Raw genomic sequence first — 12686 nt, 5'->3', positions numbered from 1 at the left:
TGCTTAAAGGACTATTAGGAGTCCATATGGCCAAGCATGTCGAGTACGAGAAGGTAGGCAGCGACTACCTGGAGCACCGTCAGCTCAAGCGTGGCGCAGCGGGCTGGGTCCTGCTGGCCGGGCTGGGTGTCTCGTACGTGATCTCCGGCGACTTCGCCGGGTGGAACTTCGGCCTCGCCCAGGGTGGCTGGGGCGGGATGCTGGTCGCCACGATCCTGATGGCGACGATGTACACCTGCATGGTGTTCGGTCTCGCCGAACTGGCGTCAGCGCTCCCTGTGGCGGGCGCGGGCTACGGTTTCGCGAGGCGCGCGCTCGGCCCGTTGGGCGGGTACGCCACAGGTATCGCCATTCTCATCGAGTACGCCATCGCTCCCGCGGCGATCTCGGTGTTCATCGGCGACTACGTCAAAGCTCTCGGTCTGCTGGACGCCACGTGGCCCGTGTACCTGGTGTGCTACATCGTGTTCGTCGGCATCCACCTCTACGGCGTCGGCGAGGCGCTGCGGGTGATGTTCGTGATCACCGGTGTCGCGGTCGTGGCCCTGGTCGCGTTCGTGGCGGGCATGATCCCGAAGTTCGACTCCGCGAAGCTGTTCGACATCGGCGACGGCTCGTTCCTGCCGATGGGCGTGACAGGGGCGTGGGGCGCGATCGTGTTCGCGATCTGGTTCTTCCTCGCGGTGGAGGGCGTGCCACTCGCCGCCGAGGAAGCGCGCGATCCGAAGCGGGACATGCCTCGCGGCATCATCGGCGCGATGGTCGTGCTGCTGGTGTTCGCGGCGGCCATCCTGCTCGTCGCGCCCGGCGGTGCGGGCTCGAAGGCACTGCAGGCGTCCGGAAACCCGTTGCCCGAGGCCGTGCGCGCGGCCTACGGCGGCGACACGTTCCTGGCGCAGCTGGTCAACTACGTCGGCCTCGCGGGTCTGGTCGCGTCGTTCTTCTCGATCATCTACGCGTACTCGCGGCAGCTGTTCGCGTTGTCGCGCGCGGGATACCTGCCGCGCTGGCTGTCGAAGACCGGCAAGCGCAAGACGCCCTATCTGGCTTTGATCGTGCCCGGCACCATCGGGTTCGCACTGGCCACGATCATGAAGTCGGTCGACCCGGTGACGGGCGGCGCGCGGCTCATCAACATCGCGGTGTTCGGTGCGGCCCTGTCGTACGTGCTGATGATGGTGTCGCACATCGTTCTGCGTAAGACGGCGCCGGACCTGCCTCGCCCGTACCGGACTCCTGGCGGTGTGGTGACCACGAGCGTGGCGCTGGTTCTGGCCGTGGCCGCGGTCATCGCGACGTTCTTCGTAGACGAGATCGCTGCTGCTGTGACGGCGGGCATCGTGTTGGTCGCCGTTGCGTACTACTGGTTCTACAGTCGCCATCACCTGGTCGCGAACGCTCCGGAGGAGGAGTTCGCGGCGATCGCGAAGGCGGAGGCCGAGCTCGACTGAGCAGGCGAGCGTTGATCATCGGCGGCACGGGCCTCATCGGCCGTGCCGCCGCTCGGCGTCTGCGGGGCCCCTAACGAGGTACGGCATCCCCCTAACGGGTGACCTTCGGCCCCTAAGGAGTTCAGCCGCCCGAAGTATGGGGATCACACCCGATGTCAGGGGGATGTTGATCTCAATACGGTTCCTGCGATATCCCTCGACCCGCCGTAGGAGCTCCACTCCCATGATGCAGCAGGACATTCAGCCGGCCACCCCGCAGCAGCCCGTTCAGCCCGCCGCGCCCGCCGCGCCCGAGGCGACCGCCCCGGCGGCTCCGGTGGCCGTGCCGCAGGAGGCCGAGCCGGCCACGCTGCAGGAGTTCGCCCTGAACCTCCTGAACGACCCGACGGCCATGTCGGCGTTCGACCTCGACCCCGAAGGCGTCCTCAGCGCCTGCGGTCTGAGCGACATCACCCCCGCTGACGTCCAGGAGATCCTCCCGCTGGTGCTCGACGCCGCCTCGATCGCGGACGTCGACGGCCTCTCGTCCTACAGCGCCCTCACGGGCCTCGCGAACCTCGACGCCGCCAACGGCTTCGCCGGCGACCTGTCCGGCCACTGCGACGTGTCGAACACCCTCGACGGCGTCCCTGGCCTCGGCGACGTGGCCGGCCTGGGCAACGTCACGGACCTCGGCAACGTCACGGACCTCGGCAACGTCACCGACCTGTCCGGTGTCACGGGTCTCGCCGACACCGGCGACGTCCTCGGCACGGTGACCGGGGCGGCCGGTGTGGCGGACGTCAACGGCGTCCTCGGCACCGTCACCGGCGTGACCGACGTCGTCTCCGTCGACGGCGTGCCCGGCGTGCTCGACGCCGTCACCACCGACGTCACGACCGTCACCGACGTGGTCCACGAGGTCGTCCCGGACGTCGCGCCGGTCAGCGGCGTGCACGACACCGTCCACAGCGTCGTCGACGGCACCGTCGGCAACGTGCTCGGTGGCGTCACCGACCTGGACCCGCTCGACGGCGTCGGCGGCCTGACCGAAGGCCTCGGCCTCGGTCTCTGATCTGACAGCCCGACCTCGTTTCGAGCAGCTCGTGGCAGGATCGGTCACGTGAGTGACATTCAACGTGTAGGAGTCGTCGGTTCCGGCCTCATGGGCTCCGGAATCGCCGAGGTGAGTGCTCGCGCGGGCCTCGACGTCATCGTCGTCGAGGTCAACGCGAGCGCGGCCGAGGCAGCGCAGGGGCGGATCGCCACCTCGCTCGCCAGGGGCGTCAAGTCCGGCAAGCTCAGCGAGGAGGACCGGGAAGCCGCCATCGGGCGCATCCGGTTCACCACCGACATCGGTGACTTCGCCGACCGGCAGTTCGTGGTCGAGGCGGTCGCCGAGAACGAGCAGATCAAGACCGACGTCTTCACCGCGCTCGACAAGGTCGTGAAGGACGACGACGCGATCTTCGCGTCCAACACGTCGTCCATCCCGATCATGAAGCTCGGCATGGCCACCGGTCGCCCGGAGCAGGTCATCGGCGTGCACTTCTTCAACCCGGTGCCGGTCCTGAAGCTCGTGGAGATCGTGCCGTCGCTGCTGACCGGCGCCACCACGCAGGACCGCGCGGAGCAGTTCGTGCGCGAGACCCTGCACAAGGAGGTCATCCGCTCGCAGGACCGCGCCGGTTTCGTGGTCAACGCGCTGCTGATCCCCTACCTGCTCTCGTCGATCCGCATGCTGGAGTCCGGCTTCGCCTCGGCCGACGACATCGACAACGGCATGGTGCTCGGCTGCGCCCACCCGATGGGCCCGCTGCGCCTCACCGACCTGATCGGCCTCGACACCACGAAGGCCATCGCCGAGTCGATGTACGACGAGTTCAAGGAACCGCTGTTCTCGCCGCCGCCGCTGCTGCTGCGCATGGTGGACGCGGGCCTGCTGGGCAAGAAGTCGGGCCGCGGTTTCCACAACTACGCGAAATGACGCGACGGCCCGCTCCTCGGAGCGGGCCTTCTCACTAGACGGCGGCCAGCCGGTTCATCGTGTGCAGGATCAGCTCGACCAGCACCGACTTCGACGACTCCCGGTCCCGCGCGTCGCACAGCACCACCGGGATCGCCTCGTCCAGGTCGAGCGCGTGCCGCACCTCGTCCACCGTGTACAGCTGCGACCCGTCGAAGCAGTTCACGGCGACGACGAACGGGATCGCCCGGTGCTCGAAGAAGTCGATCGAGGGGAACGACGAGTCGAGCCGGCGCGTGTCCACCAGGACCACGGCGCCGATCGCACCGGTCGCCAGTTCGTCCCACATGAACCAGAACCGGTTCTGGCCGGGCGTGCCGAACAGGTACAGCACCACCTTGGTGTTGATGGTGATGCGACCGAAGTCGAGGGCGACGGTGGTCGTGTCCTTGCCTTCGATGCCGGCGAGGTCGTCGACGTGCACACCGGCCTCGGTGAGCAGTTCCTCGGTCCGCAGCGGCGGGATCTCGGACACCGACGCGACCATCGTGGTCTTGCCGGTGCCGAACCCGCCGGCGATGACGATCTTGACCGCGGTCGGCACGGTCAGCTGGCCATCAGATCCCACGAACACCATCCAGTACGGCCTGCAGGAGATTCCGGTCGGGAATCTTGGGGGACGAGTTCTGCACGAGCACGTCACCACGCTCGATGAGGTCCGACAGCAGGACCTTCACCACGATGAGCGGCACGTCGAGGTAGGCGGCGACCTCGGCGATCGAGAGCGGGCGTGCGCACAGGGCCATGATCTCGCGATGTTCGACCGTCAGCGACGTCTGGTCGGACGTAAACGAGGAAGCTCGGACCTGCGTCACGAGGTGTAGGTCAGGCGCGTTCGGCCGGGTGCGGCCGCGCACCATCGCGTAGGGCCGCACCAGCGGCCCCGCGGCCTCGTCGTACCACCAGTCCTCGCGCGAGGTCATCAGCGCGACTCACGCGCCGAGGGCACTGTCGCGGTCTCCGCGCGCGGAGCCGACGAGAGGTACGTACCGACGCGCTTCACCAGCATGTTCATCTCGTACGCAATCATGCCCATGTCCGCATCTTCCTCGCCCAGCACGGCCAGGCAAGCCCCGTGACCCGCGGCGGTCACGAAGAGGTACGCGTGTTCCATCTCCACGATGGTCTGCCGGACGGCGCCACCGCCGAAATGCCGTCCGGTGCCGCGGGCGAGCGACTGGAACGCCGACGCCATCGCGGACAGGTGCTCCGAGTCGTCGCGGGACAGCCCGGCCGAACGGCCGAGCAGGAGTCCGTCCGCCGACAGCACGACCGCGTGGCGGGCGCCGACCACTCGCTGGATCAGGTCCTCCAGCAACCAGTTCAGTTCGCCGTGCTGGCTTGCGTTGTGCTTCATGACGAGGGGGCTCCTTCTGATCTCCAGTCATCGGTCAGCCGGGCGTCGCGGGTACCGCGCTGGAACGCGGCGAAACCGTCACGGGCCCGCTCTGCCGACCTTTCGCCGGTCACCGGCTCGGCGTGCGGCGGCTCCTCCGAGGACTGCATGAGCTGCGGCGCGAGGTTCTGCCGCTTCTTCCTGCGGGGAAGGGGTGCCTTCCCGTCCTGGGCCGGAGGTGCCGCGGAGGTTGGTTCTTCCACCGATGCGTCCGGTGCGGACACGGCCGCTGGGGCAACTGTGCTCATATCAGGTTCTACGAGCGCCTTCAGCCCTGCGTTCAGTGCCGCGCGCACTTCGGGATTCACCTTCACGGGAAAGCTCGGGTGTTCCTCGACGTGCCCGTGGTACGTGTCGTGGAACGACCGCACCGGCATCTGCGTGGTCTCGGTGATGTCGCCCGCGGTGTTGTGCGGGGCGACGATGTTCGGCGGCAGCACGCACAACGCGACAGTGCCGCCGTTGGGCGAGTCGCGCAACTCCACCTTGATGCCCCGCCGTGCGGCCAGCCGGGCGACGACGAACAGTCCCAGCCTGGACTCGCCGCGGAACGCCATCGTCTCGAAGTCGGGCGGGTTGGAGAGCTTCGCGTTGGCCTGGAGGCGCTCCTCCTGCGTCATGCCGAGGCCGTGGTCCTCGATCTCCACCACGAGGCCGTGCGGCGCGGCGCTGGAGTGGATGACGACCTCGGAGCGCGGTGACGAGAACGCCGTCGCGTTGTCGACGAGCTCGGCGAGCAGGTGGATGGTGTCGGCGACGGCCACGCCCGCCAGCGCGCGGTCGGGCACCGGGTTGACCCTGACCCGGACGTACTGCTCGGTCTCGGCGACGGCGGAGCGAATGACGTCGCTCAGCCGCACGGGCTTGCGCCACTGCCTGCCGGGCTGCTCGCCGGCGAGGATGATCAGGTTCTCCGCGTTGCGGCGGGCGCGGGTCGCCAGGTGGTCGAGCTGGAAGAGCTGGTCGAGCTGTTCGGGGTGCTCCTCCTCGCGTTCCAGCTTGTCGAGGATCTTGAGCTGCCGGTGCACGAGCCCCTGGTTGCGGTGCGCGATGTCGAGGAAGACCCGGTTCACGCCCTCGCGCGCCTGCGTCTCCTTCACCGCCGCCGCGACCGCCGTGTACTGGGCGGCGTTGAACGCGTCCGCGACCTGGCCGATCTCGTCGTTGCCGTAGTCCAGCGGCGGCATGTCGCGGTGCACGTCCACCTGCTCGCCGCCGCGCAGCCGCGCCACGATGTGCGGCAGCCGTTCCTGCGCGAGCCGCAGCGTGTCCTCCCGCAGCGACGCCAGCCGCATGACCAGGGCCTTCGACACGAGCCGGTTCGAGATGCGCAACGCCAGCACGATGCCGACGACGACGGCGAGCAACGCGATCAGGCTGCCGATCAGCACCGCGGCGACCCGGCTGTCGGCCTTGTCTACGCCGAGGTCGGCGGCGTTGCGGGCCTGCGTGACCGCGAGGCCGACGAGGTTGTCGTGCACGGGGCTGGCCACGCCGCGCCACTGCACGTCGGTGACGGTCGCGTCGCCGTTGATGATCCGGCCCTCGAGGTCGAGCAGCGTCCGGTACTCGGTGCTGCCACGCAACGAGTCGTACTGCGCGCGCGGCTGCTCCAGCGCGAACGGGATCGTGGAGTCGAGGCCCGAGTGGTAGGCACCGGTCAGCCGGGCGAACTCGACGCGTTCGGGCGCGGTGAACGTGCCGTTGAGCAGCCCGCGCGACCCGATCGTGGCACCACGCGAGAGCCAGTCGGCGGTCTGGAAGATCGTGACGGCCTGGACGCCTGCCTGGCTCGCCTCCGAGTCGGGCACGAGCCGCGCCTGCCGGGACAGCAGCGCGACGCCCGAGTCGAGGAGGCCGTTGTAGTAGTCGTAGAGCGCCTGCGGGTTCGCCGACCCCGAGTCGACGCGCGAACGCTGCTGCGGCAGTTCGTCCAGCACGGAGTTGAGCGCGTTGATCCGGTCGGCGGTGTCCTGCGGCGCGCTCTCGGAGAGTTCCGTGAACGCGTCCCGCATCTTGCGCACCGCTTCGTCGGTGATGCTGCGCTGGCGCCCCAGCCCGCCCCGGTCGACGCCCTCGGCGTTGCTGAGGACCTCCAGGGTCAGCTGGCGTTCCTTCTGCAGGCCGGCGAGCGCCTCGACGGACGGGATCGACGCGCCCTTCACCCCGGCCGCGACCGACCGCAGGTAGAAACCGTCAAAAAGGGTGTAAGAGGAGAAAACGGCCCACATGACCAGCAGCACCACGCTGGGAACGACCACGACACCGGCCAGCCGCGACCGAATGGTCCGGTAGTTGGTCGGTGTGTAACCGCTCTTCTCGTTCACAGCGCTCACGGTCTCCTGTGTCCCACGGCCAGCGCTGGGGCTACCTGAGTAACTCCTTCGGCTGTAATCAGGTTACGGCGAGAGATCATCGTTACCCAATGACAGCGATCACACGCAGTACGCGGTTGGCAGGCTACCCAGTCGAGTGAGTGGAGCAACACCCGGTACGAGGGTTCTCACAAGGCAAGAACCCCCGTACGGGCTAGTTCTGCCGTTCCGTTCTACGGCCGCTCGACCGCGACGACGGTGTAGGTCGTCTCGGGCGTCGGAGGCGTGCTGAACCGGGCATTCGGCAGGTAGAGGCGCTTGCCGAACGCGGCGACCGTCGTGGGAACGTCGAACCGCGCGTCCGTGCGTTCCGCCGCAAGCGTCGCGCCATCACGGCTGAGCGTGTAGCGCGCGACTTTGTTCAGCCGGTTTTGCACCACGTACAACTGACGTCCCTCACGCAACAGACCGTCGCCATTGGTCAGTGTTTGACCGTTCAAATTGATCTCGGTCGATTTCCCGCTCCGGGGATCGATCCTGAACAGCTTTCCGGTGTTGCTCTGCACGACGATCAGGCCGCCTTCGAGCCCGGTGACGATGCCGTTGAGGTTCGTCGCGCCGGGGGTGACGACGAGGTCGCCGGTCAGTGCGAGCGTGCGATGCGGTTTCAGGCTCAGCGGCACCTCGTAGAGCACCGCCTTGCGCGAGTCGGTGAACCACGCCGCCTTCTCGGTGAGCACGACGTCGTTGACGAACGTGTCCGCGGTCGCGAACTGGAACGTCGCCAGCAACTTGCCGGAACGCGTGTCGTAGACCCGTGCGTCGCCACCGACACCACCGGCGACCCACAGCCGTTTGCGGTCATCGACCTTCATACCGAGCGACGGCGTGCCCGGCCCCTTGGCGAGCACCTTGCCGTTGCCGGTGCGCAGGTCCGCCGCGTAGATCGACCCGTCGGCCCGCGACCCGAAGTAGGCCGTCGTGCCGCTGATCGCGATGCCTTCCGGTTGCCACCCGTTGGGCAGGGAGAACTCCGTGGGGAAGTGTGTGAACGCGCCTGCGGTGGCCGGCGCCGTGGCGGTGAGCGTGACGCCCAGGACCGCCGCGAGCAGGACACCGAATCTGCGGTACATGCCGCCTCCTTGCCAGAGGGGATATCTCGGATTGAGGTGCTCCCTGATCCTTCCCCCGCTGGGCGGCGAGCAGGAGTTTTCTCAGGAACCCGACATCTCTACAGGTCAGCGGCGGCCTCGGCGATGAGCTCCAGCGACTCACCGGTGCCCAGCGCGATCTTCTGCAGCCCCGCGAACCGCTGCGCGCACTCCTCGGTCAGCCCCGGCTCCTCGACGTACTCGCCCCTGATGAACGTCTCCAGGTACGCCACGTCGTTGTGCTGCCGGTGCGGGAACCCGAGCAACGTGAACGGCGACCCCATCGCCGGGTACGCCCCCGCGTCGCGCGGCACGACCTGCACGCTCACCGTCTCGTGCTCGCTGACCTCCATCAGGTGCAGCAGCTGTGCCTTCATCACCCGCAGGCCGCCGATCACGTGCCGCAGCACCGCTTCCGGGAACACGGCCTGCACCGTCAGCGGGTCCCTGTCGTTCAGGCGCGCCGACCACGCCTCCCGCACCATCGCGAGCCGTGCCGTCCGCACCGGGTCGTCGGACTGCAGGACGGCGTTCGCGTAACCGGGGAGCTGGAACACCGGCGGAACCAGATCCGTCGTGAACACCCGCAGCGACGTCGCCTCGAAAACCAGGTTCACGAAATCCGCCGCCGGGTCGAAAAGCGGCCCGTTGTTCACCGAGCGCGTGCGCACCTGTTCCGCGTACTGCGCGCGCAACACCACGGCCTGCCATTCCGGGGTGGGCACCTTGTAGACGTAGCCGAGCGCCATGACGTCCACGGGCGCCGACGGCTGCACCGCGTTCTCCATCATGGACAGCTTGGCGCTACTGAAGCCCACGCGCTGGCCCGCCTCGGTGAGGCTCAGCTCGCGCTCGTCGCGCCACCCGGCCAGCTGCCGCCCGATGGCGCGTTCGAGAGTCGTGGCCCGGAAATCCTTCGGCATGACGCGAAGGATATGACTGATTCGGATTCCCGAAAGGGACGGGTCGGTGTGGATAACCGTTCAACGCCAACAAAGTTCGTTCAACGGAGCGCTTTGCGTTAAACGGCCGTGGACCCTATTTACTATTGATAGCGCTTTGCGCGCGCATGGGCACGCACGAGGTCATGAAACCGAAACCCGTCGTCCCCCACCTCGGTCAGCAGCGACTTCTCCACCAGGTCGTCCAGCGCGTCCTCGACGTCGCACTCGGACTCCCCCGCGATCGCCGCCGCCATCGGTACGCCGAACGTGTCCGGCTCCCACGCGCAGAGCCGATAGAGCCGCGCCTGCCGTTCGGGAAGCTCCACATAGGACCGGTCGAGCAACGGCCCGAGCCGGCCGTCGTCGGTGAGCGAGCCGACGGCGATCTCGTGTGCCTGCGGCAGGTTCAGCCTGACCCGGCTGGTCACGAGCACCGTGCCCGACGGGGGCAGCAGCGGCGTCACCTGCTCGGCCGAGTCCGCGTTGTCCAGCAACAGGGTGAACTGCCGGCGCAGCACGAGACTGCGGAACACGGCACGTTCGTCCTCGGGCTCGGCGCTCAGCCCGAACGCCCGCAGCACGCGCCCCAGGTCGTGCGCGGCCAGATCGAGGTACAGCTGGTCGCCGGATCCCCTCTCCCGCAACCACTTCAGCGCCAGCGCGGTCTTCCCCGTCCCGCCCGCGCCGTACAGCACCGTCACCCCTGCCCTGATGCTCGCGAGCTCCGCGTCCCTGCCGACGAAGTGCCGCGGCGGCGCGGGTGGCCGGAATCTCGGCGGTACGTCGTTCCTGCCCCTGATCACTCCTGTGGCCCTGACAGCCAGCACGTCACTCATCAACCCGTACCTCCCCGACACGTTGAAGCTACGGGCTTTCCTCGTCTTACATCAGACGGCCATCGAGTGATCGCAGGTGAGTGCCGCGCCCGTGCTCGACGTCGACGACCGCACCTGCCGGCCGTTGATGATGATCTTGCAGGTGAGCTCGCCGTGCACTCCTTCGAGCCGCACGACGACCCGTCCCTTGCGCTTGCCCATGCGCTCGAACGGCAGATCGGGGTTGCGCAGCGTGCGTTCCTCCTCGCCGGGGAACGTGTAGGTGAGCCGATCGGTCGTGCCCGTTCCCTCGACCACCACACGGATGCTGGGCGCTGCCGCACAGCCGGTGATCCCGGCCAGCAGCAGGCCCACGAGTAAGGCGGCGGTCTTCATGCCCCGAACAGTAGGAAGCGGAGGAGTGTCCGAGCATCAGCCTGAAGGCTCAGGCGGTATCAGCCATCAGACTGACAAGCCGAGATCCCTCAGTCGTTCCTCGACCCGCAACCGCTCGATCTCGCGGTCCATCCCTTCGGGCAGGGTGAGCAACCGGTGCTCGACACCCAGCGCGTCGCACGCCTGCACGAGCAGCGCGTCGTACGCCTGACGCGCACCGATCTTCTTGGCCGCCGACGCGCCGGGCTCGAACCGGGCCCGCACCCGGCGCACACGACGAAGGTCGGCCGCGATTCGTTCGATCGGCCGATGGTCGGGCACCAGCCCAAGCTACCCCGCCTGCAAGGCCAGGAAGAGGTCCACGCGTGCCTCGAACTCCGCGAGGTCGACGCCGAGCAGTTCCTCCACGCGCCCCATCCGGTACCGCAACGTGTTCACGTGGACGTGCAGCTTGCCGGCCGCCGCCGTCCACGAGCCGGAGCAGTCCAGGAAGACCTTCAACGTGCCCACGAGATCCGAACCGTGCTCGGCGTCGTAGTCCAAGACGGGCCCGAGGAGCCGACGGCGCAACGAAGTGCGCAACTCCTCCGGCACGCCCGCGAGCAGCAGTTGGTGCAGCGCGATCTCCTCGCCCGCCACCACACACGTGCGGCCGCCACGGCGCTCTCCCAGCCGGCGCGCGTGCGTGGCTTCCTCTGCGGCGCCGCGCAGGCCGCGCGACGTGACGGGTGAGCTGATGCCGACGAGCACGCGGGAAGAGCCGAGGCCCGGTTCCATCACGCGCATCGCCTCACGGAGGTCGTCGGGCTGTGCGTCGCCGGCCACGGCCACCGCGTAGACGGCGTCGCCGACGGGGGTCACGAGCGCCTGGGGCAGTGCCTCCTCCAGCACGGCCGCCGCGAGGTCGGCGCGCTGGTCGGACGTCACCGCGCTGATCACCCGCAGCTGGGCGCGTTCCAGACCGGCCGCCGCGAGCCGTGACTCCAGGTCGGCCGAGCCGCTCAGCACCGCGGAGACCAGAGGTGCGGCGGTACGGTTCTCGATCTGCCTGCCCTGCGCCTCGCGCAGCCTCTCCAGCGCGACCAGTGACGCGAGCTCGGCGGCGGCCTCCGGTTGCACGGAACCGCCCACGACGAGAATCCAGCTGGTGAGCCGGTTGCCGCCGCGTTCGGAGACGGGCACGAGGGTGACGCCCTTGACCGTCTTCGGGAGGCGGTCGGCCTGCAGGAACTCCTTGACCAGCACGAGCCGGTCCGGCAGTTCGCCGCCCGCGACGACCCGGCCCGCCGTGGACAGCACCCAGCACGAGGCGCCGAGTTCGTGGCCGCCGGCGAGCAGCAGCGCGGGGAGGCCCGAACCCTCCGCTACGACGCTCAGCAGGCGGCGGTGGCGGGAAAGCCCCACCAGCTCCATCGAGACGCGTTCGGTGATGGTCGCGAACGAGAGGTCGATGGGAACTTCGAGCAGCGGCACGTGGTGGCGGACGCAGGCGTCGACGAGGTCTGCGGGCAGCGCGCGGTTCTCGGTCTCGGATGCGGCGAGGCCGGCGACGCGGGCCGCGGCGAGCGAGTGGACGAACGTCTCGGAGTCCTGCGGGCCGTGGTGCCAGAGCAGGCCGGACAGCACGAGCTCCCCTCCGGACAGGTACCGGCTGGGGTCGGGCAGCTCCGTTCCGTACACGCGCGTGACGGTGCGGTCGAGCTGGTCTTCACCGGTGTGCAGGCTCAGGCGCAGTTCCGGCATCTGCAGCAACGTCCGCAGGAGCAACATGACAGGTCACTTTCGTCCATTCGTGTTTGTAGGAAAGCACAAATTCACGGTCTGTAGGAGCCTGGCGATTCATGTAACGCGGCCGTAGCTCAAGGACACAGTGGGTCTGTGTACTGGCTCACAACCAGATGGGAGGGCGAGTGACGATCTCCACGCACGTGCTGGACGCGGCGCGCGGCAGGCCGTTCGCCGGTATCGCCGTGTCGCTGCAGCGCCGCGACGGGACAGAGGTGGCGAACGCCGAGACGAACACCGACGGCCGGATCACCGGATGGGGTGAAGGCCTGGAGGCCGGGGTGTACCGGCTGGTGTTCGACACGGCGGAAGCGGCGCCGTTCTTCCCCGAGGTCGTGCTCACCTTCGACTACTCCGATCCGGCGCAGCACTACCACGTGCCGTTGCTGCTGTCGCCGTTCGCCTACTCCACCTACCGAGGTAGCTGA

At 68.4% G+C, this 12686-nt stretch carries 14 protein-coding genes; 4 read left to right on the top strand and 10 right to left on the bottom strand.

All coding sequences use genetic code 11. From position 1 onward, the window contains the following. Positions 1-26 precede the first annotated feature (26 nt). From eat to IG04_RS0119105, 3 genes are all read left to right on the top strand, one after another. Positions 27-1451, top strand: a complete 1425-nt coding sequence (gene eat, locus IG04_RS0119115) for an ethanolamine permease (protein ID WP_030478025.1) — start codon at positions 27-29, stop codon at positions 1449-1451. 223 nt (positions 1452-1674) lie between these two features. Then, complete coding sequence (locus IG04_RS48635; protein ID WP_030478024.1) at positions 1675-2505, top strand: IniB N-terminal domain-containing protein; 831 nt, start codon at positions 1675-1677, stop codon at positions 2503-2505. A 48-nt stretch (positions 2506-2553) separates the two neighbouring features. Further along, positions 2554-3417: a 3-hydroxybutyryl-CoA dehydrogenase gene (locus IG04_RS0119105; protein WP_030478023.1), complete on the top strand. Its 864-nt coding sequence runs from the start codon at positions 2554-2556 to the stop codon at positions 3415-3417. A 34-nt stretch (positions 3418-3451) separates the two neighbouring features. On the opposite strand, the gene IG04_RS0119100 is transcribed toward IG04_RS0119105, so the two are convergent. From IG04_RS0119100 to IG04_RS0119055, 10 genes are all read right to left on the bottom strand, one after another. Then, positions 3452-4033 (bottom strand): GTP-binding protein, encoded by a 582-nt coding sequence (locus IG04_RS0119100; RefSeq protein WP_030478022.1) that lies wholly within the window; start codon positions 4031-4033, stop codon positions 3452-3454. Then, the gene (locus tag IG04_RS0119095; protein ID WP_030478021.1) at positions 4014-4379 is read right to left on the bottom strand and encodes a DUF742 domain-containing protein; all 366 of its coding nucleotides are present in this window, start codon (positions 4377-4379) and stop codon (positions 4014-4016) included. Before IG04_RS0119095 ends, IG04_RS0119100 begins: the two co-directional genes overlap by 20 nt. Then, positions 4379-4813, bottom strand: a complete 435-nt coding sequence (locus tag IG04_RS0119090; RefSeq protein ID WP_030478020.1) for a roadblock/LC7 domain-containing protein — start codon at positions 4811-4813, stop codon at positions 4379-4381. Before IG04_RS0119090 ends, IG04_RS0119095 begins: the two co-directional genes overlap by 1 nt. Further along, positions 4810-7179, bottom strand: coding sequence for a sensor histidine kinase (locus IG04_RS0119085; RefSeq protein ID WP_030478019.1), 2370 nt, complete (start codon positions 7177-7179; stop codon positions 4810-4812). The genes IG04_RS0119090 and IG04_RS0119085 overlap by 4 nt, the downstream gene beginning before the upstream one ends. Positions 7180-7400: 221 nt before the next feature. Next, complete coding sequence (locus IG04_RS0119080; protein ID WP_030478018.1) at positions 7401-8300, bottom strand: SMP-30/gluconolactonase/LRE family protein; 900 nt, start codon at positions 8298-8300, stop codon at positions 7401-7403. A 98-nt stretch (positions 8301-8398) separates the two neighbouring features. After that, entirely contained in the window at positions 8399-9241 is an 843-nt protein-coding gene (locus IG04_RS44080) for a helix-turn-helix domain-containing protein (RefSeq protein WP_030478017.1), read from the bottom strand. A 122-nt stretch (positions 9242-9363) separates the two neighbouring features. Then, a complete protein-coding gene (locus IG04_RS0119070; RefSeq protein ID WP_144065670.1) occupies positions 9364-10098 on the bottom strand; it encodes a hypothetical protein in 735 nt (244 codons plus the stop codon). Between the two features lie 51 nt (positions 10099-10149). Further along, complete coding sequence (locus IG04_RS0119065) at positions 10150-10473, bottom strand: hypothetical protein (protein WP_144065669.1); 324 nt, start codon at positions 10471-10473, stop codon at positions 10150-10152. A gap of 66 nt (positions 10474-10539) precedes the next feature. Beyond that, the gene (locus IG04_RS0119060; protein ID WP_144065668.1) at positions 10540-10794 is read right to left on the bottom strand and encodes a hypothetical protein; all 255 of its coding nucleotides are present in this window, start codon (positions 10792-10794) and stop codon (positions 10540-10542) included. Positions 10795-10803: 9 nt separating this feature from the next. After that, positions 10804-12243 carry a PucR family transcriptional regulator gene (locus IG04_RS0119055; protein ID WP_030478013.1) on the bottom strand — a complete coding sequence of 480 codons (1440 nt, stop codon included), beginning with the start codon at positions 12241-12243 and terminating at the stop codon, positions 10804-10806. Between the two features lie 128 nt (positions 12244-12371). On the opposite strand from IG04_RS0119055, the gene uraH reads away from it, so the two are divergent. After that, complete coding sequence (gene uraH / locus IG04_RS0119050; protein WP_036015170.1) at positions 12372-12686, top strand: hydroxyisourate hydrolase; 315 nt, start codon at positions 12372-12374, stop codon at positions 12684-12686.

This window comes from Lentzea albidocapillata (genome assembly GCF_000719115.1).
GTDB classification, from domain to species: Bacteria; Actinomycetota; Actinomycetes; order Mycobacteriales; family Pseudonocardiaceae; genus Lentzea; species Lentzea albidocapillata.
Note: the sequence above shows the minus strand (reverse complement) of the source record. Positions and strands in the feature narration are given on the sequence as shown.